A 19,476-nucleotide genomic window follows, 5' to 3' on the forward strand; every position below is an offset into this window, starting at 1 on the left:
TGTAGGTTGCGTCACAGTCGAAAGCTGCGTCTCGCCTGCGGGGAACCACCAGATTCCCCCCTCGTTATCTCCCACAACTCATAGGAGGCGGAATGCGTTTTACGCGCACTTCCAAAGCACTGGGCATGGTGGCAATCGCCGCCCTCGCCCTGACCGGCTGCGGCGCTGGAGGCGGCAGCAATGAAGGGGCAAGCGACGCCGCAGGCGATCCGGCCAAGATCATCACGGCTTACAGCAACGAACCCCAGAACCCGCTGCTGCCGGCAAACACCAACGAGGTCTATGGCGGCCGCGTTGTTGAGCTTCTCTTTGAAGGCTTGACCAGCTACAGCCCCAGTGGCGAGTCGGTCAACGCGCTGGCTGAGTCCATCGAATCCCCGGATGGCCAGAACTACACCATCAAGGTCAAGAGCGGCACCAAGTTCACCAACGGCGAGGAAGTCACCGCCAAGAGCTTCGTTGACGCATGGAACTTCGCCGCGCTGAGCACCAACGCCCAGGCGAACAGCAGCTTCTTCGAATCCATTGAGGGCTACGACGCCGTCAGCGCCACCAAGAAGGAAGGCGAAACGGAAGTCCCCGCCCCTACGGCAGAGACCCTCTCCGGCCTGGTCCTCAAGGATGACTCCACCATCGAGGTCAAGCTGACGCAGCCGGAGGCCGACTGGCCGCTGCGCCTTGGCTACACCGCCTTCATGCCGCTTCCCTCCGAAGCCATCGCTGATCCCAAGGCTTACGGCGAGAACCCGGTTGGCAACGGCCCGTACAAGATGGCCAAGGAAGGCGCCTGGCAGCACGACAGCCAGATTGAACTCGTCAAGAACGAGGACTATGCCGGCACCCGCGAAGCCAAGAACGGCGGTGTGACCTTCAAGTTCTACACGGACCCGGCTCCTGCCTACACCGACATCCAGGCCAACAACCTGGACGTCACGGATGTCCTGCCCACCAACGCCCTGAAGACCTACACCATGGACTTCCCGGACAACCACCTCAACAAGCCGTACGCAGGCAACTCCACCCTGAACATCCCGGGCTACCTGCCCGAGTTCCAGGGCGAAGCAGGCAAGCTGCGCCGCCAGGCCATCTCCATGGCCATCAACCGTGACGAGATCACCAAGGTCATCTTCAGCGGCACCCGCATCCCGGCCAAGGACTTCACCTCCCCGGCCGTGGATGGCTACAACGAGAACGTCGAGGGATCCGACGTCCTGAAGTTCGATGCCGCCAAGGCAAAGGAAACCTGGGAAAAGGCCAACGCCATCAGCCCGTGGCCGGCAGACAAGACCCTCCAGCTCGGCTACAACACCGATGGCGGCAACAAGGAATGGATCGACGCCGTTGCCAACAACCTGAAGAACAACCTCGGCATCCAGGCTGAAGGCCAGCCCTTCGCCAAGTTTGCTGAACTTCTGGACCTGCGCAAGTCCCAGACACTTCCCGGCTTCGCCCGGGCCGGCTGGCAGGCAGACTACCCGTCGCTGTACAACTTCCTCGGCCCGCTGCTGCGGACCGGTGCCAGCGCCAACTACGAGGGCTACTCGAACCCTGAGTTCGACAAGCTGCTCGACGAAGGCCTGGGCTCCAAGTCCACCGACGACGCCAACGCGAAGTTCACCGAGGCCCAGGAAATCCTGTTCCAGGACCTGCCCAACCTCCCGCTGTGGTACTCCGCCCGCCAGGTCGTGTGGAGCCAGAACGTCACCAACGTGGACAGCGGCTGGAACGGTGTCATCCAGTACTACAACATCACCGCAAAGTAGTCCTGAGACCGTCCAACTCAAATAGCTAGTGGGGGTCCGGCACCAGCCGGGCCCCCATAGCCTTGATACCGGCAGGAAGCTGTCCTACATGAAATTCCCCCCATCTCCACAAGCCCCGGAGGGTCAGCTGTGATCCAGTTCATTCTCCGGCGCCTGCTCCAAGCCATTCCCGTGTTCCTGGGCACCACCCTGCTGGTCTACTTCATGGTGTTTGCCCTCCCCGGGGACCCCATCAGGGCGCTCTTCGGAGACCGTCCGCCGAGCGAAGCCGTCATCGCGGCGCTCCGCCAGCAGTACAACCTGGACCAGCCGTTCTGGATCCAGTACGGCCTGTTCCTCAAGAATCTCTTTACGTTCAACCTGGGCGTCGATTTCACCGGCCAGCCCATCGCCGCCACGCTCGGCCGCGTCTTCCCCGTCACCGTGATGCTGGCCGTCGAAGCGCTCGTCATCCAGGCAGTGTTCGGCATCGGTTTCGGACTCATCGCCGGCCTCCGCAAGGGAAAGATCTTCGACTCGACGGTCCTGCTCGCCTCGCTCGTCGTCATCGCCATCCCCATCTTCGTCCTCGGCTTCGTCCTGCAGCTGGTGTTCGGTGTGTACCTTGGCTGGGCCAAACCCACAGTGGGTACGGACGTCACCTGGAGCACGCTGCTGCTTCCGGCGTTCGCGCTTGCGCTGGTTTCTTTCGCCTACGTGCTTCGCCTCACCCGCGCGTCGGTGATTGAAAACTCAACGGCCGATTACGTCCGTACCGCCACTGCGAAGGGGCTGTCCCGGCCCCGCGTGGTCATGGCGCACATCCTCCGCAACTCGATGATTCCCGTTGTCACCTACCTGGGCGCCAGCCTCGGCGGTTTGATGGGCGGTGCCATCGTCACCGAAGGCATTTTCAACGTCCCCGGTGTGGGGCAGAAGCTCTACCAGGCGATTCTCCGCAGCGAAGGACCCACCGTCGTCGCGATCGTGAGTGTGCTGGTGCTCGTCTTCGTTATCGCCAACCTCCTGGTTGATTTGCTGTACGCCTGGCTTGATCCAAGGATTCGCTATGAAAAGTAACCAAGACACCACGCACTTCGTTGCCCCCATCGAGGAGACCCCTCTGCTGGTAACGGATGCGGTGAAGACTGACCAGGCCCCGCTGAGCCTGTGGGCTGACGCCTGGCGGAAGCTCCGCCGTCGTCCGCTGTTCATCGTCTCGGCAGTGATGATCCTGGTCATCCTGGTAGTGGCCTTCTTCCCGGGCCTGTTCACCCAGACTGCCCCCAACGAGAACTGCCAGCTGGCAAATTCCGACGGCGCGCCTTCGGCCGGCCATCCGTTCGGGTTCACCTTCCAGGGCTGCGACGTATACGCCCGCGTCATTTACGGCACACAGGCCTCCGTCATGGTTGGCGTGTTCGCTGTCATCGGCGTGCTCATCATCGGGGTAACCCTGGGCGCACTGGCCGGCTTCTACGGCGGCTGGATCGATGCCGTGATCGCCCGCCTCGGCGACATCTTCTTTGCACTGCCGCTGGTACTCGGCGCCTTGGTCGTTGTCCAGCTCCCGTACTTCAGGGAGAACAAGAGTGTGTGGACGGTCATTACGATCATCGTGCTGCTTGCGTGGCCCCAGATGGCAAGGTTGACCCGCGGCGCAGTGATCGAAGTCCGCAACGCCGACTTCATCACGGCGGCCCGATCGCTCGGCGTGTCCAGGATCCAGAGCCTCATCAAGCATGTGCTGCCTAACGCCCTCGCCCCCATCATCGTGCTGGCCACCATGGAGCTCGGTGTGTTCATCGTGCTGGAGGCGACGTTGTCCTTCCTTGGCATCGGGCTCCCAGGCAGCATCATGTCCTGGGGTAACGACATCAATGCCGCACAATCGTCCATCCGCACCAACCCCGCCGTGCTCCTCTACCCGGCTGCCGCACTGTCCATCACCGTCCTGAGCTTCATCATGCTGGGCGACGCCCTGCGCGATGCTCTTGACCCGAAGAGCCGCCAGCGATGAAGGAGGCACACGTGACTGCATCAGATGTCACCATTACTGAAGCCGGAACACCCGCAAACCGGCCGCTCCTGGAAATCCGGGACCTGGCCATCACGTTCAACACCAGCAACGGTGAGGTGAACGCTGTCCGGAATGCCCACCTGACCATCATGCCGGGTGAGACCGTGGCGATCGTGGGCGAGTCCGGCTCGGGAAAATCTACAACCGCACTCGCAGCAATCGGGCTGCTGCCTGCCAACGGCCGGGTCTCCGGCGGACAGATCCTTCTGGACGGCGAAGACATCTCGCATGCGCCCGAAAAGCGGATGATTGAGCTGCGCGGCAACACCATCGGCATGGTGCCCCAGGACCCCATGTCCAACCTCAACCCGGTGTGGAAGATCGGCTACCAGGTCAAGGAAACCCTGCGCGCCAACGGCAGGCCCAGCGGACCGGAGGACATCGCGAAGGTCCTGTCCGAGGCTGGCCTTCCGGACGCGCACCGCCGCGCGAAGCAGTACCCGCACGAGTTCTCCGGCGGCATGCGCCAGCGGGCCCTGATCGCCATTGGCCTGTCCTGCCAGCCCCGGCTGCTGATTGCGGATGAGCCCACGTCAGCGCTGGATGTCACGGTGCAGCGGCAGATCCTGGACCACCTCGAAGGCATGACGTCCGAGCTCGGCACGGCTGTCCTGCTGATCACCCACGACCTCGGCCTTGCCGCTGAACGCGCGGACAAGGTTGTGGTCATGTACCGGGGTCAGGTGGTCGAATCAGGGCCGTCTCTGGAGCTGCTGCAGAACCCGCAGCATCCCTACACCAAGCGGCTCGTGGAGTCGGCACCGTCCCTGGCCAGCCGGCGCATCCAGGTTGCCAAGGAACAAGGCGTGGAAGCGGCGGACCTCCTGGCTCCGGCCGCCGAGGCGCTCACCGCCGACAACGTCCTGCAGATCCAGGACCTGCGGAAGGTGTACAAGCTTCGGCAGGGCCTGGGCAAATCCTCGGACTTTGCGGCGGTGGACGGCGTCAGCTTCGACGTCCTTCGCGGAACCACGACGGCGATCGTGGGGGAGTCGGGCTCCGGCAAGTCCACAGTGGCCAAGATGGTGCTCCAGCTGGAGAAGCCGACCGACGGCAAGATACTTTTCGACGGCGTGGACACCCAGCTGCTGAAGCCCTCGGAACTGTTCAAGTTCCGGCGCCGGGTGCAGCCCATCTTCCAGGACCCCTACGGCTCCCTGGACCCGATGTACAACATCTACCGGACCATTGAGGAGCCGTTGCGGGTCCACAAGATCGGGAACAAAGCCAGCCGCGAAAAGAAGGTCCGCGAGCTGCTGGACCAGGTGGCGCTGCCGCAATCCACCATGCAGCGGTACCCGAACGAGCTCTCCGGCGGCCAGCGGCAACGTGTTGCCATTGCCCGTGCGCTGGCTTTGGATCCCGAAGTCATCATTTGTGACGAGGCGGTGTCCGCCCTGGACGTCCTGGTCCAGGCGCAGGTGCTGAACCTCCTGGCTGACCTGCAGTCCAACCTCGGCCTGACCTACCTCTTTATCACCCACGACCTCGCGGTGGTCCGCCAGATCGCAGACCACGTCTGCGTGATGGAGAAGGGGCGCCTGGTGGAGACAGGATCCACGGACGACGTCTTCGACGCGCCGCAGCAGGAGTACACACAGGCGCTGCTCAACGCCATCCCGGGGGCCAAGCTGATGCTTCCGCCGGAAGTTGCATAAGCGGGCTGCCCGCGCAACAAGTACGGCTGGAGCCGGGGCCTTCGGGCCCCGGCTCCGGCCGTCTGTGTTTCAGTCCTGGCCGGGGCCGTCGTCCAGGGTGCCGGAGGCCCGCAGCGGCTGCTGGTCCGCCGTTGGCTTCCGGTCCAGGCCCAGGTCCCGGAGGCGGCCCCCGAGGAGGACTCCCAATTTTTGGCGTCCCGCAGGGTTCATGTGCACTGTGTCCGCGAGGTCCTTGGCCAGGCCGTACCGGGTCAACCAGTCACCCACGGATACGAAGGGGAGGGCATGGGACGCTGCCACCGACCCCAACAGGGCATCGACTTCAGTCCGCCGGCCGCCGCCGTGGGCTTCCCCGCGGGCAAGCGTACCGATCATCGCCATGGGCGTGCCGGGGTAGCGCTCCCGCAGCTCCGCGATCAGGCGTTCGGCATTGGCGGTTATCTGCCTGTCACTCGCTGCACCGGCGGCGTCATTGCCGCCGCCCTGAATAACAATGAGCGCCGGCGTGCCGGACGGGAGCAGCCAGTCGCCGCGCAGCAGGGCATCGATGTAGTTGCCTGTTGCACCGTTCGAGGAGACAAAGCCGGTCCCGCCCCGGCCGCAGAAGTACACCTTGTAGCCCGCCGCAGCCAGGCCCAGCCGCGGCCAGCCGTCAACGGGTTCGGACTGTGAATCACCGATCAGCAGGACCGTCCTGCTGACCTCCGGGACAACGGCCTCGAGCCGCCCGTTGGCCGGGTTCAGGACGCGGGAACCGGCAGCTACTCCAACAGGATTCCCTTGTGCCCCGTGGGATCCCGCCGCAGCCGCCGCCGCAACTGGACGCTCAGCATTCCCGGGGGACGGGGCGGGCATGCCGCAGCCGGAGAGGCCGGCAGACAAGGCAACAACCGCAGCGACGCCGGACGCGGCACAACGGATCCAGGCCTTGGCGGCCAGGGTTTTTCGCATCGGGTGTCTTTCGGGCTGGCACGGTCTGTCAGAGCAATCATGTTGCATGCCGTCCTGTATGGCCAGTGATTTTGCGCACAATTTTCCGTGGCGGGGCAGGGTCAGGGCCACGCGATGCCCGCACGCCGCCGGAGAATTTAGGCCAATAAATGGCACTGGCGCTAGAATGGAGGAAGGCGCCCTGTGCTAAGGGCCTGATCCGTCGTGCGTTCCGGTTGGAAATGTCGCGATACAACAGCTGACTTTCACCACTGAATCGAGCCATTACGCATGTCTGAAACCACCACCAACACCGCGGTCGCCACTGCATCACGCAGTGACCTCCGCAACGTCGCGATTGTGGCCCACGTTGACCACGGCAAGACCACCCTGGTCGACGCCATGCTCAAGCAGACCAACTCCTTTGCCGAGCACAACCACCTTGAAGACCGCGTGATGGACTCCGGTGACCTGGAGCGCGAAAAGGGCATCACCATCCTGGCCAAGAACACCACCGTGGCCTACAACGGACCGTCCTCCAACGGCGAGACCATCACCATCAACGTCATCGACACCCCCGGCCACGCCGACTTCGGCGGCGAAGTGGAGCGCGGCCTGTCCATGGTCGACGGCGTCGTCCTCCTCGTTGACGCTTCCGAGGGCCCGCTGCCCCAGACCCGCTTCGTGCTGCGCAAGGCCCTTGCCGCGCACCTGCCCGTCATCCTGCTGGTCAACAAGACCGACCGTCCCGACGCCCGCATCGAGGAAGTCGTCCACGAGTCCATGGACCTCCTCCTGGGCCTTGCCTCGGACCTGGCGGACGAAGTTCCGGACCTGGACCTGGACAAGATCCTCGAAGTTCCCGTTGTCTACGCAGCCGCCAAGGTTGGCCGCGCTTCCCTTGACCAGCCCGCTGACGGCACCGCTCCGGAGAACGAAGACCTGGAGCCGCTGTTCAAGACCATCATCGAGCACATCCCGGCACCCACCTACAACCCGGAGGGTGTACTGCAGGCGCACGTCACCAACCTGGACGCTTCCCCCTTCCTGGGCCGCCTCGCCCTGCTCCGCATCTACAACGGCACCCTGCGTAAGGGCCAGACCGTTGCCTGGGCGCGCGCCAACGGTGAGCTCAAGAACGTGAAGATCACCGAACTCCTGGCCACCAAAGCCCTGGACCGCGTTCCCGCGGAGTCTGCAGGCCCGGGTGAGATCGTCGCCGTCGCCGGCATCGAGGAGATCACCATCGGTGAGACCCTGACCGACGCCGAGAACCCGCAGCCGCTGCCGCTGATCACCGTTGACGATCCCGCGATCTCCATGACGATCGGTATCAACACCTCGCCGCTGGCCGGCAAGGTCAAGGGCGCCAAGGTCACCGCGCGCCAGGTGAAGGACCGCCTGGACAAGGAACTGATCGGTAACGTCTCCATCAAGGTTCTCCCCACCGAGCGTCCCGACGCCTGGGAAGTCCAGGGCCGTGGCGAGCTGGCGCTGGCCATCCTGGTGGAGCAGATGCGCCGCGAAGGCTTCGAACTGACTGTGGGCAAGCCGCAGGTTGTCACCAAGACCATCGACGGCAAGATCCACGAGCCGATGGAGCACATGACCATCGACGTCCCCGAGGAGTACCTCGGCGCCGTTACCCAGCTGATGGCAGCCCGCAAGGGCCGCATGACCAACATGGCCAACCACGGCACCGGCTGGTGCCGGATGGAATTCATCGTTCCCGCCCGTGGCCTGATCGGCTTCCGCACCAAGTTCCTCACGGACACCCGCGGCGCCGGCATCGCAGCGTCCATCTCCGAGGGTTACGAGCCGTGGGCCGGCCCCATCGAGTACCGCACCAACGGCTCGATGATCGCTGACCGCGCCGGTGTTGTCACGCCGTTCGCCATGATCAACCTGCAGGAGCGCGGCTCGTTCTTCGTGAAGCCCACCTCCGAGGTCTACGAAGGCATGATTGTGGGCGAGAACTCCCGCGCCGACGACATGGACGTCAACATCACCAAGGAAAAGAAGCTCACCAACATGCGTGCAGCCTCCTCCGACACCTTCGAGAACCTGACGCCCCCGCGCGACCTGACCCTCGAAGAGTCCCTCGAATTCGCCCGCGAGGACGAGTGCGTGGAAGTGACCCCGGAATCCATCCGCATCCGCAAGGTCATCCTGGACACCAACGAGCGCGCCAAGGCCAACCGCGCCCGCGCCAAGGTCTAGTCGCCAAAGCCCATAACTGAAAGTGCCGGTACGGCGGTGGGGATTCCCGCCGTCGTACCGGCTTTTTCTTTGTCCCGTGGGGCCGCCCCGCCTGCGCAGCCAACGCGGGCGCGGTGGGCCGCACCTACTGTGCGGGCCGGCGCCTCTCGGGTGCCGGCGGGACTTCCTTGGCGGCCACTACCTCTGACAGTTGGATAACGACGTCGGCCTTCCGCGTCCGAATGGTGCACACATCGCCGTCGCACGCCACCAGATGGCCCAGTGCGTCGGTCAGGCCGCCCTCGATGCGGTAGCGCACCACCACCCGCATTCCGGGTGTTGCTCCGGAGAGGAACCCGGCGGGGGTAGGAAGAGGCTGACTCACCAGTTCATACTAGGGTGTCCGGCTAGGTTCGCGGGAACGGGCTGGGAGATAATAGGCTCAGATGTCAAGGGTCCGGCCGCAGCGCCGGATGCAAGTGCCGGCGGGTTGCCGGAACCAACGTGGAGAGGCCAGGGACGTGACGTACGTAATCGCGCAGCCGTGTGTAGATGTCAAGGACAAGGCATGTATTGAGGAATGCCCCGTCGACTGCATCTATGAGGGTAAGCGTTCGCTGTACATCCATCCGGACGAGTGCGTGGACTGCGGTGCCTGTGAACCGGTGTGCCCTGTTGAAGCCATTTACTACGAGGATGACACCCCGGAGGAATGGGCGGACTACTACAAGGCCAATGTCGAGTTCTTCGACGACCTCGGTTCGCCGGGCGGAGCAGCGAAGGTCGGGAACACCGGCAAGGACCACCCGATGATCGCCGCACTGCCGCCGCAGAACCAAGACCACTGACGCGGGAAGATACCGTGACCGCAGCAGCGAGGACGTTCGGCCTGGACCTGCCCGACTACCCGTGGGAAGCCATGGCGCCTTACGCCGCCAAGGCAGCGCAGCACCCCGGCGGGGCCGTCAATCTTTCCATTGGGACCCCGGTGGATCCTACGCCGGCCCTGATCCAGGACGCGCTCAAGGCCGCGGCGGACGCCCCCGGATACCCCACGGTGCACGGCACACCGGCCCTGCGTGAAGCCATCGCAGGGTGGTTTGAACGGCGCCGCGGCGTGGCTGGGCTGGATCCGCGCAACGTTATGCCCACCGTGGGCTCCAAGGAACTGGTGGCCTGGCTGCCGCTCCTCTTGGGACTCAAGCCGGGAGACGTCGTCGTCCGCCCCAAGGTTGCATACCCCACGTACGACATCGGCGCCACCCTTGCCGGCGTAACGTCCGTGGCAACGGACAATCTGGACGAACTGGATGACGCCACCCGTGCGCGCGTCCGGCTGATCTGGGTTAATTCCCCGGGGAACCCGACCGGCAGCGTCCGGGGTGTCGAATCCCTGAAGGCGCTGGTGCAGCAGGCAAGGGAACTGGGTGCCGTGGTGGCCTCCGACGAATGCTACGCAGAACTTGGCTGGGGCGACTGGGATGTCCAGCGAGGCGGCCAAGCCGTTCCCAGCATCCTCGATCCGCGCGTAGCCGGCGGATCCCATCAGGGCCTGCTGGCTGTCTACTCCCTGAGCAAGCAGTCCAACGTGGCGGGCTACCGGGCAGCATTCGTGGCCGGTGACCCCGGCCTCATGCCCAACCTGGTGAACAGCCGCAAGCACGCGGGTATGATCGTGCCCTATCCGGTGCAGGAGGCCATGCGCGTGGCGCTCGGAGACGACGCCCACGTGGAGGCGCAGAAGGACCTGTACCGGGGGCGGCGTGAGCGGCTGGTTCCGGCGCTGCTCGACTTCGGACTTGAGATCAAGGATTCCGACGCCGGACTGTATCTGTGGTCCACCGCCGGGGAAAGCACCTGGGACACCGTGGCCCGGCTGGCGGACCGCGGCATTGTGGTGGGCCCCGGGGTTTTCTACGGCGAGGCGGGCAACGGTTATATCCGCGTGGCGCTGACCGGAACGGACGAGCGTGTCGACGCAGCAGTGTCCCGGCTCGTTGCGGCACCGTAACAATACTGTGACTCGCGCCACAACGGACCGGTTTTAGGGGCTTCCGGACCGTCTCGGATTAGTGGCACCCGCCAAGGGGCGGTACTTTTTAAGTGACTATCAATGGTGGCTTTCTACAAGAAGGCAGCCCGGGTGTTGGAACCTGTGTTCTCAGGCTTCGTGCGCGGCTCACCTGATGTTGGATCAAGCTTTCGACAGAGGCCCAGAAGCCTCATGAAGGGGACTCCATGACTGAGACCAACAATGCGGCCACCCTGCACCACGCAGGAGGCGAGCTCAAGCTGCCGCGCATCCAGGTTGTTGAAGGAAACGAGGGCTACGATGTTTCCAAGCTGCTGAAGCAGACGGGCGCAGTCACCTTCGACCCCGGCTTCATGAACACGGCAGCAACCACCTCGGCGATCACCTACATCGACGGCGATGCGGGCATCCTGCGCTACCGCGGGTACCCCATCGAGCAGCTGGCCCAGCACTCCAGCTTCCTCGAGGTGTCCTACCTTTTGATCTACGGCAACCTGCCCAGCCCCACGGAGCTGGAGGAGTTCGACCAGAAGATCCGCCGCCACACCCTGCTGCATGAAGAGCTCAAGGGCTTCTTCAGCGGTTTCCCGAGGGACGCGCACCCCATGCCCGTGCTGTCCTCGGCAGTGTCCGCGCTGTCCACGTTCTACCAGGACTCGCTGGATCCGTTCAACGCCGAGCAGGTGGAAGTTTCCACCATCCGCCTGATGGCCAAGATGCCGGTGATCGCGGCATACGCGCACAAGAAGTCCATCGGCCAGCCCATGCTGTACCCGGACAACTCCCACAACCTCGTGGAAAACTTCATGCGCCTGAGCTTTGGCCTGCCGGCTGAGCAGTACGAGGTGGACCCGGTCATTGCCAAAGCGCTGGACCTGCTGCTGATCCTGCACGCGGACCACGAACAGAACTGTTCAACGTCCACCGTGCGCCTGGTGGGCTCGTCCAACGCGAACCTGTTCGCGTCGGTGTCCGCCGGCATCAACGCGCTCTTCGGACCCGCCCACGGTGGCGCCAACGAGGCTGTGCTCAAGATGCTCCGCCAGATCCAGGCCGACGGCACGAAGCCCGAGGACTACATGGAAAAGGTGAAGAACAAGGAAGACGGCGTCCGCCTCATGGGCTTCGGGCACCGCGTCTACAAGAACTACGATCCGCGCGCGAAGATCGTCAAGGCCACGGCCCACGAGATCCTCAGCAAGCTTGGCGGCAACGACGAACTGCTGGACATCGCCCTGCGCCTGGAAGAGAAGGCACTCAACGATGACTACTTCATCCAGCGCAAGCTCTACCCGAACGTGGACTTCTACACCGGCCTGATCTACAAGGCCATGGGCTTCCCCGAGAAGATGTTCACGGTACTGTTCGCCATCGGCCGCCTCCCCGGCTGGATCGCCCAGTGGCGCGAAATGATCAGCGACCCGAACACCAAGATCGGCCGCCCGCGCCAGCTCTACATCGGCGAGCCGGAGCGGGACTACCCGGTCCGCTAAATCCCCGCTGGCCCCCAAGCCACCGGATAAATTACGACGCCGGCCGCCCACCTCGTGAGAGATGGGCGGCCGGCGGTCGTTAATCACCATCCATTGCTCCGTACGTGTCGTTTTGAGGAGTCAAAACTCCCACTACGGAGCAACCGATGGGGGAGATCAGGAGCTGTAGCCCTGCGGATTGTTCTTCTGCCAGCGCCAGTGGTCCTCGCACATCTGGTCCACGGTTTTGGTGGTGGACCAGCTGAGGTCCGCCAGCGCGGAGGTGGCGTCAGCCCAGAAGGCAGGTAGGTCGCCGGCACGGCGGTCCGTGATCTCGTAGGGGATCGGCTGCCCGACTGCCTTCTCGAAGGACCGCAGCACCTCCAGGACGGAAGAGCCCTTGCCCGAGCCCAGGTTCCAGCGGAAGACGCCGGTGCGGTCCGCAACGTAGTTCAGCGCGGCCACATGGCCTTCGGCGAGGTCCACAACGTGGATGTAGTCGCGCAGGCAGGTGCCGTCCGGAGTATCGTAGTCCCCGCCGAAGACCATCAGCTTCTCGCGGCGGCCCACGGCCACCTGGGCGATGAAGGGAACCAGGTTGTTGGGGATGCCCTGGGGGTCCTCGCCGATCCGGCCGGAGGGGTGGGCGCCCACCGGGTTGAAATAACGCAGCAGCGCTATGTGCCAGCGGGTGTCCGCGGCACCCAGGTCCGAGAGGATGTCCTCGATCTGCTCCTTGGTGCGGCCGTAGGGGTTGTTGGCCCCGATCTCCATCTTCTCCACATAGGGAATGGGGTTGTGCTCGCCGTAGACGGTGGCCGAGGAACTGAAGACGATGGACCGGACGTCGTGGCGGTCCATGACCCGGATGAGGTTCAGGGTCCCCACCAGGTTGTTGTGGTAATACTTCAGCGGCTCACGGACGGATTCGCCAACGGCTTTCAGTCCGGCAAAGTGGATCACCGCGTCAATGGGGCTGGCGGCGAAGACACGCTCCACGGCGGCCTCATCCACCAGGTCGACGTGGTGGAACTCCGCGGTCTTGCCGCTGAGCTCGGCAACGCGCCGGAGCGATTCCTCGCTGGAATTGACCAGGTTGTCGATGACCACCACATCATGGCCGGCTTCCTGCAGGGACAAAACAGTGTGGGAACCAATGTAGCCGGTGCCCCCGGTGACCAGAATTTTCATGCCTCTAACGCTATCCCAAGGACGGCGACTGCCGCCGCCGTGTTCCGGATGCCGGGCAGCGCCCACCTGTGCCACGGTGGGGCGCAGCAGGTCACGGCGGCGGAGCGGCATGCCGGACCGTCCAAAGGAGCACATCCGTGCTAAATAGGAGGAGTGCCAAAAATCGTAGATGCCGAAGCCCGGCGCCAGGACGTTGTTGAAGCAGTTCTCCGCATCATCGCCGGTGACGGGCTGGAACGGGCTTCCCTCAGGGAAACGGCGGACGAAGCCGGGCTGGCTGTGGGTTCTGTCCGCCACTATTTCGCGGGCAGTGAGGAATTGCTGGCATTCGCCTTCGCCTCTGTGGTGGACCGCATCGTGCGCCGCCTGGAGGCATCCATGCCTGACGTGCACGCGGCGGACCCCGGTACCCCTGAGCACCGCGCGGCCATATTAACCCTCCTGTGCGGGCTCCTGCCCCTGGACGGGCCCCGGGCGCTTGAGGTGTGTGCGTGGATGGCGTTCCGGAATGCCGCGAGAGTCCGCCCGTTCCTCGCCGCTGAGGCAGACCGTAGCCACCGGGAGGTGGCCGTCATCGTGGGCAGGGTCATCAGCGCCCTAAGGCCCGAGGACGAGCCGAAGGACAGCCTGGTGGTGGAAGCCGAGCGGCTGCTCGCGACCCTGGACGGGCTGTGCATGCACGCCCTGCTGCAGCCCGGATGGATGACCCGGGAAATGTGCGTGGACGTCCTGGAGCAGCACCTCGACGGGATGTGATGTCTGCCACTAACGTGGGCATCAGGGGGAATAGACTTGGAGTCGGGGGCGCTACCGGATCACCCCTCCCGGCAAGGGCACGCGACGGAAGGACGTCGGATGTATCAGACAAGCGGTACCAGGTGGCAAATCACCGCGGACACGTCGGGGCCAATGATGATAGCCCTGTTCGTCCGGGATACTGCGGGGCTCGACGGCGCAGGGCACCCCGCGCTGTCCCACGCAGCGCCCAAGGTACGCAGCGCCGATCATTCACACTTGACCGCGGACGTCGGCGGCCTGAGTGCCCTCAAGACAGAGTGGGAGGCATGGTGGGAGCAACTGCTCAAGGCACATCCCCAGACGTCTCCCGAGCTGTCACCGCCGGACTTTGAAGCCTTTGGAAATTCTCCTGCCCTGCAGCGCGTGCTTCAGGCCCACTTCGGGTCCGCCCTCACCTGGGCCCGGGAGCGCAGGAGCGAATACGCCGAAATTGAGGCGGAGCGGGCTGCCAGCGGCGCGGACCAGCTGCTGGAGGACTTGGTGGACGACAGGCTGATGGAGGTTGGCCGCGATTCCCGTGACTTCAAGCTGACCATCATCGAGCTTCCGTTGAACGAGCAGCGGGCCTGGTACTTGGAGCCGGACAAGATCATTATGAGCAACCGGCTGATGGCCGAGCCTGAGCTCTTCCGCAGTTACGTGCAGCCGGTGGTTGAGATCCTCGTCTAGGGACCTCCACCCGCCAGCAGGCCGCCGGCAGCCACGGGGGCAGTATTTCTGCAGCAGCCGTTCAGCTGCCGGTCCCTTCCGCCGCCACCGTGATCCGTACCTGTCCGTCCGTGGCCGCCGAGGCCTGCCATCCGTCCCGGGCCTCCCGGTTCCAGCTCCGGCCGGCGACGTCCACCTGCGTGACCTCGAAGCCTTTGGCGTTGGCAACCGCCCATTGCGCCACGGACCAGGCCTGGCTGCCACCAGCGTCCACCACCAGCGTTTCACCCTCAACAGCCGTCCCCAGCGGCCCGTAGGCCTGGCTGAGTTCCGCTGACAACGCGGCGGTATCACCGCCGGTGCCGGGCGCGCGGAGGGTGCACCGGACGGCTTCGGGCGTCTGGCCGGTCAGCCCGGAAGCAAAGGTTCGCCCCATCTCTTCGTGCTGGGCATAGGCGGTGGGGTAGGCGGAGCGCTGGACGCGCTGGGCCGCGTCCGTGATCTCCAGCGACTCGTAGCCTGGAACCTTGACCAGGGCGTCGTAGAAGGCGTTGGCGGCGTAGTAGGGATCCATGATCTGTGCTTCGGTTCCCCATCCCTGGGAGGGGCGCTGCTGGAACAGCCCGCGGGAGTCCGGGCCGGCCTTGTCCCCGTGGTCAATGTTCCGGAGTTTGGACTCCTGCATGGCGGTGGCGAGGGCGATGCTGGCAGCCCGCGGCGGAAGCCCCCGCTGCACCGCCACGGCGGTGATCAGCGAAGCGTTGACGGCCTGGTCCGGGGCAAGTTCCGAGGTTCGCTCGCCAATAACGGCCCTGCAGCGCTCCGAAACGAGCGTTTCGGAGCGCTGCAGGAAAAAGACGGCCGAGTAAACGCCGCCTGCCACCAGTGCCAGGGCCAGCACCAGTACTGTGAGGCGGCGCAGTCCGCGTCTTCGTGCCATGGAATGATCAGTTGGCGTGGAGGGCGTCGTTCAGCTCCACGGTCTGGCCCTGGCGGGGGAGGACCTCCACTGCGCCCGTGGTGGAGTTGCGGCGGAACAGCAGGTTGGGCACACCGGACAGTTCGGCAGCCTTAACGATCTTTGTGGTGTCCTCGCCCACCTCGTCCTTGGGCCCGGGCACGCGGACCCGGGTTCCGGCCGTGACGTACAGGCCGGCCTCCACCACGGAGTCGTCACCGATGCTGATGCCCACGCCGGAGTTCGCCCCCAGCAGCACCCGCTCGCCGATGGTGATCTTTTCCTTGCCGCCGCCGGACAACGTGCCCATGATGGAGGCGCCGCCGCCAACGTCGCTGCCGTCGCCGGTCACCACGCCCGCTGAGATGCGGCCTTCCACCATCGACGTACCCAGGGTGCCGGCGTTGAAGTTCACGAACCCTTCGTGCATCACGGTGGTTCCTTCGGCCAGGTGCGCACCCAGCCGCACCCGGTCGGCGTCGGCAATCCTCACTCCGGAAGGCACAACGTAGTCCACCATGCGCGGGAACTTGTCGATGCCGTAGACGGTCACGGCACCGCGGCGCCGCAGCCGCGCACGGGTGAGCTCAAAGCCTTCCACTGCGGCGGGGCCGAAGTTGGTCCACACAACGTTGGGCAGCTTGCCGAAGATGCCGTCAAGGTTGATGGTGTTGGGCCGGACCAGGCGGTGCGAGAGGAGGTGCAGGCGCAGGTAGGCATCGGCGGTGTCGGCCGGGGCTTCATCGAGGTGGATCTGGACAAAAACCACCTTCTGCTCGGTGCCGCGGTCCTGGTCCGCTCCATTCTCGGCGATGCTGGTCAGCGACGCATCCGCGTTCTCGACGGAACGAAGGTTTTCGGCGGCGACACCAAGCGCCGGAGCGGGAAACCATACATCCAGGACGCTGGCGTCAGCGGTGGAAACGGTGGCCACACCGAAGCCGTAGGCGGAGCGGTGGTCGGTGGATGCATGCGAGGTTTCGGGCACGGCAGAAGAAGCAGTCTCAGTCATGGCCCCAGTCTATCGACGGGCGGGGACAGGGGCCGAACTAGACTGGCTTCGTGACTGCCGAAACCGCACCCCAGCCTTCCACCGTGCAGCTCGACCTCCGCCAGGATGTTGCGCTCCTCACCGCCGCCATTATGGACATTAACAGCGTGTCCGGCCACGAAAAGGAACTTGCGGACGCCGTTGAAGCGGCCCTGTTGGCAGTTCCCCAGCTGAGCGTGCTCCGGGACGGCGATTCGATCATCGCCCGCACCGAACTGGGCTTTCCCGAACGCGTCATTTTGGCAGGACACCTCGACACGGTGCCGCTGCCCCTGGCAGGTGATGCGAAAGGGACCGTTCCCTCCAGCTGGGAGTCGGGTGTTCCGGGGGAGGGGATCCTGTACGGCCGTGGCGCCACCGACATGAAGGGCGGCGTTGCGGTGCAGCTTGCCCTGGCGGCCACAATGTTCGACGACGGCGCCTCGCCAAAGCGGGACGTCACCTTTGTGTTCTACGACCACGAGGAAGTGGAAGCCGTCAAGAGCGGCCTGGGCCGCCTGGTCCGCAACCACGGCCACCTGCTCCACGGCGACTTCGCCATCCTGCTCGAACCGACGCACGGCACGGTGGAAGGCGGCTGCAACGGCACCAGCAGGTTTGAGGTGACCACTGTGGGGGAGGCAGCCCACTCCGCCCGTGCATGGATGGGCAGCAACGCCATCCACGCCGCGGCACCGATCCTGGCCAGGCTGGCCGCCTACGAACCGCAGACCATCACCGTGGACGGACTCGAGTACCGCGAGAGCCTCAATGCCGTGAAGATCAACGGCGGGACGGCCGGCAACGTGATTCCGGACCGGTGCGTGGTGGAAATCAACTATCGGTTCGCCCCGGACAAAACCCCAGACCAGGCCGAGGCCGTCGTTCGGGACCTGCTGGCAGGTTTCGACGTCGTCCGCACCGATGCTGCCGCCGGGGCCCGGCCCGGCCTGCACCATCCGGCCGCCGCGTCCTTCGTTGCCGCAGTCGGAGCCGAGCCCAAGCCGAAGTACGGCTGGACCGACGTCGCCCGCTTCAGCGAACTGGGCATCCCGGCGGTGAACTTCGGACCGGGTGATCCCTTGCTGGCACACAAGGACAACGAACACGTGCACGCAGACGCCATCCGCACCTGCCTGGCGGCGCTGCGGAAGTGGTTGGCAACCTGAACTAAAAAACGATGGCCCGGACCAGTTGGTCCGGGCCATCGTCGTTGAGGAAGGACTATCAGGGAACAGCTGCTTCGGCAGCTTCGGGTTCGGCCTTGGCCACACCGCCGGCCGCCTTCTTGGATCCGCGCCGCTCGATCCACACCGCGATCCTCGAAACGAGGATGTTGATGGCGATGTAGATGGCTGCCGCCACGAAGAAGATCGGGAACAGGAACTGCGTTCCCAGGAAGTCAGCCATCACCTGCACGGCGCGCAGGAGCTCGCCGTACGCCACGATGTAGCCGAGCGAGGTGTCCTTGAGGAGCACCACCATCTGCGCCACCAGGGACGGCATCATGCGCCGGACCGCCTGCGGAAGCTCGATCAGCATGCGTGACTTGAAACTGGTGAGGCCGATGGCAAGGCCGGCCTCACGCTGCCCCTTGGGCAGCGACTGGATGCCGGCGCGGATGATTTCGGCAAACACTGCCGAGTTGTACAGCACCAGGCCGGTAACAACAGCAATGAAGGGCGACGTGCCAAAGCCCAGCAGGACGAACAGCATCATCAGGACAACCGGCATGCCGCGGAGGAACTCCAGCACCACCCGGGTGGGGATCCGGATAAAGGCCGCATCGGAAATGCGCAGCAGGCAGAGCAGCAGGCCCAGCGGGAAGGCGATCACAGCCGCCAGGGCTGCCGCGCTGAGGGTTGCCCCCAAGCCGTTGGCCAGGAGCGTCCAGACGTCGGCCCGGGTGAAAATCTGCCAGCGGCGGCCTTCGAAGATGCCCTGCTGGGCAAGGGTCAGGATGATCCAGGCCAGCAGTCCCAGAATCAGCAGCGAACCAACGATGGATCCGATGAGGGAAATACGCCGGGCTTTAGGGCCGGGAACGTCATAAAGGACAGAGGTCATCGGGCAATCGCCACCTTTCGTTCCACCGTGCTGGCCAGGATGCCCAGCGGAACGGTGAGGAGCAGATAGAAGAATGCAGTGCCCAGCAACACGGCGATGACGGCGTCACCGTTGGCATTCGCGAGCTGGCGGCCGTAGCCGAACAGTTCGAGGACAAAAAACGCGCCGGCCACCGAGGAGTTCTTGACCAATGCGATCAGGATGTTGATCAACGGCGGAACCACTGTCCGCAGGGCCTGCGGGAGGATGATGAGGTTCAGGACCTGCCCGAAGTTCATGCCGATGCTGCGGGCGGCTTCGGCCTGGCCCACCGGGACGCTGTTGACACCTGAGCGGACAGCTTCGGCGATGAACGCTGCGGTGTAGGTGCTGAGGGCGATGATGGCAGCGACCTCAAACTGCTCGAATGTCACGCCGAGCCGGGGGAGGACAATTGCGGCGAAGAAGAACGCGATGGTCAGCGGAGTGTTCCGCAGGACTTCCACGTAAACCATGCTGAAGCCGCGGAGTGCTGCCACCGGGGAGACCCTGGCTGCCGCGAGCAGGGTGCCGAGTACCAGTGCGATGACCCCGGAAACGGCGGACAGGAAAAGTGTGCGGAGAAAACCTTCCCAGTACAGGGGGAGGTTTTCAAGTATGACGTCCATAGGATCCTTCGGCTGTGGGCGCGG

General features: G+C 64.6%; 18 protein-coding genes. 11 read left to right on the top strand and 7 right to left on the bottom strand.

The window, feature by feature from the left end:
- The first annotated feature begins 92 nt into the window (after window positions 1-92).
- The 4 genes from IEX33_RS03205 to IEX33_RS03220 all read left to right on the top strand — a co-directional run bounded on the left by IEX33_RS03205 (window position 93) and on the right by IEX33_RS03220 (window position 5,480).
- Entirely contained in the window at window positions 93-1,763 is a 1,671-nt protein-coding gene (locus IEX33_RS03205; protein WP_104185080.1) for a peptide ABC transporter substrate-binding protein, read from the top strand.
- A gap of 129 nt (window positions 1,764-1,892) precedes the next feature.
- Window positions 1,893-2,822 carry an ABC transporter permease gene (locus tag IEX33_RS03210; RefSeq protein ID WP_188727598.1) on the top strand — a complete coding sequence of 310 codons (930 nt, stop codon included), beginning with the start codon at window positions 1,893-1,895 and terminating at the stop codon, window positions 2,820-2,822.
- Window positions 2,812-3,762 (top strand): ABC transporter permease, encoded by a 951-nt coding sequence (locus IEX33_RS03215; RefSeq protein WP_188727600.1) that lies wholly within the window; start codon window positions 2,812-2,814, stop codon window positions 3,760-3,762. The genes IEX33_RS03210 and IEX33_RS03215 overlap by 11 nt, the downstream gene beginning before the upstream one ends.
- Before the next feature lie 11 nt (window positions 3,763-3,773).
- Window positions 3,774-5,480, top strand: a complete 1,707-nt coding sequence (locus IEX33_RS03220; RefSeq protein ID WP_188727602.1) for a dipeptide ABC transporter ATP-binding protein — start codon at window positions 3,774-3,776, stop codon at window positions 5,478-5,480.
- Between the two features lie 69 nt (window positions 5,481-5,549).
- Here IEX33_RS03220 and IEX33_RS03225 read toward each other — a convergent pair whose 3' ends face one another.
- Window positions 5,550-6,431: an SGNH/GDSL hydrolase family protein gene (locus IEX33_RS03225; RefSeq protein ID WP_188727604.1), complete on the bottom strand. Its 882-nt coding sequence runs from the start codon at window positions 6,429-6,431 to the stop codon at window positions 5,550-5,552.
- A gap of 270 nt (window positions 6,432-6,701) precedes the next feature.
- Between IEX33_RS03225 and typA the strand changes: the two genes are divergently transcribed.
- Window positions 6,702-8,630: a translational GTPase TypA gene (typA, locus tag IEX33_RS03230; protein WP_188727606.1), complete on the top strand. Its 1,929-nt coding sequence runs from the start codon at window positions 6,702-6,704 to the stop codon at window positions 8,628-8,630.
- 124 nt (window positions 8,631-8,754) lie between these two features.
- Here the strand turns inward: typA and IEX33_RS03235 are convergent, their stop codons facing one another.
- The gene (locus tag IEX33_RS03235; RefSeq protein ID WP_229675208.1) at window positions 8,755-8,994 is read right to left on the bottom strand and encodes a putative acetyltransferase; all 240 of its coding nucleotides are present in this window, start codon (window positions 8,992-8,994) and stop codon (window positions 8,755-8,757) included.
- 136 nt (window positions 8,995-9,130) lie between these two features.
- Here IEX33_RS03235 and fdxA point away from each other — a divergent pair, with 136 nt between their 5' ends.
- The 3 genes from fdxA to IEX33_RS03250 all read left to right on the top strand — a co-directional run bounded on the left by fdxA (window position 9,131) and on the right by IEX33_RS03250 (window position 12,134).
- Window positions 9,131-9,457 carry a ferredoxin gene (fdxA, locus tag IEX33_RS03240; RefSeq protein ID WP_188727608.1) on the top strand — a complete coding sequence of 109 codons (327 nt, stop codon included), beginning with the start codon at window positions 9,131-9,133 and terminating at the stop codon, window positions 9,455-9,457.
- 14 nt (window positions 9,458-9,471) lie between these two features.
- Window positions 9,472-10,620, top strand: a complete 1,149-nt coding sequence (gene dapC, locus IEX33_RS03245; protein WP_188727610.1) for a succinyldiaminopimelate transaminase — start codon at window positions 9,472-9,474, stop codon at window positions 10,618-10,620.
- A 227-nt stretch (window positions 10,621-10,847) separates the two neighbouring features.
- The gene (locus IEX33_RS03250; RefSeq protein ID WP_066277559.1) at window positions 10,848-12,134 is read left to right on the top strand and encodes a citrate synthase; all 1,287 of its coding nucleotides are present in this window, start codon (window positions 10,848-10,850) and stop codon (window positions 12,132-12,134) included.
- A 156-nt stretch (window positions 12,135-12,290) separates the two neighbouring features.
- Here the strand turns inward: IEX33_RS03250 and galE are convergent, their stop codons facing one another.
- Complete coding sequence (galE, locus tag IEX33_RS03255) at window positions 12,291-13,304, bottom strand: UDP-glucose 4-epimerase GalE (protein WP_188727612.1); 1,014 nt, start codon at window positions 13,302-13,304, stop codon at window positions 12,291-12,293.
- Window positions 13,305-13,457: 153 nt separating this feature from the next.
- On the opposite strand from galE, the gene IEX33_RS03260 reads away from it, so the two are divergent.
- Window positions 13,458-14,060 (top strand): TetR/AcrR family transcriptional regulator, encoded by a 603-nt coding sequence (locus IEX33_RS03260; protein WP_188727614.1) that lies wholly within the window; start codon window positions 13,458-13,460, stop codon window positions 14,058-14,060.
- Between the two features lie 99 nt (window positions 14,061-14,159).
- Window positions 14,160-14,771, top strand: a complete 612-nt coding sequence (locus IEX33_RS03265) for a hypothetical protein (RefSeq protein WP_188727616.1) — start codon at window positions 14,160-14,162, stop codon at window positions 14,769-14,771.
- A 61-nt stretch (window positions 14,772-14,832) separates the two neighbouring features.
- Here the strand turns inward: IEX33_RS03265 and IEX33_RS03270 are convergent, their stop codons facing one another.
- Window positions 14,833-15,690 carry a hypothetical protein gene (locus IEX33_RS03270; protein WP_188727618.1) on the bottom strand — a complete coding sequence of 286 codons (858 nt, stop codon included), beginning with the start codon at window positions 15,688-15,690 and terminating at the stop codon, window positions 14,833-14,835.
- A gap of 7 nt (window positions 15,691-15,697) precedes the next feature.
- Window positions 15,698-16,720, bottom strand: coding sequence for a 2,3,4,5-tetrahydropyridine-2,6-dicarboxylate N-succinyltransferase (gene dapD, locus IEX33_RS03275; RefSeq protein WP_104185069.1), 1,023 nt, complete (start codon window positions 16,718-16,720; stop codon window positions 15,698-15,700).
- Window positions 16,721-16,770: 50 nt separating this feature from the next.
- Here dapD and dapE point away from each other — a divergent pair, with 50 nt between their 5' ends.
- Window positions 16,771-17,907 carry a succinyl-diaminopimelate desuccinylase gene (gene dapE, locus IEX33_RS03280; RefSeq protein WP_188727620.1) on the top strand — a complete coding sequence of 379 codons (1,137 nt, stop codon included), beginning with the start codon at window positions 16,771-16,773 and terminating at the stop codon, window positions 17,905-17,907.
- A gap of 58 nt (window positions 17,908-17,965) precedes the next feature.
- Here the strand turns inward: dapE and IEX33_RS03285 are convergent, their stop codons facing one another.
- Both IEX33_RS03285 and IEX33_RS03290 read right to left on the bottom strand, forming a co-directional pair.
- Window positions 17,966-18,805, bottom strand: a complete 840-nt coding sequence (locus IEX33_RS03285) for an amino acid ABC transporter permease (RefSeq protein ID WP_104185067.1) — start codon at window positions 18,803-18,805, stop codon at window positions 17,966-17,968.
- Complete coding sequence (locus IEX33_RS03290; protein ID WP_104185066.1) at window positions 18,802-19,452, bottom strand: amino acid ABC transporter permease; 651 nt, start codon at window positions 19,450-19,452, stop codon at window positions 18,802-18,804. Before IEX33_RS03290 ends, IEX33_RS03285 begins: the two co-directional genes overlap by 4 nt.
- Window positions 19,453-19,476: the final 24 nt, after the last annotated feature.

This window comes from Pseudarthrobacter scleromae (assembly GCF_014644515.1).
GTDB classification, from domain to species: domain Bacteria; phylum Actinomycetota; class Actinomycetes; order Actinomycetales; family Micrococcaceae; genus Arthrobacter; species Arthrobacter scleromae.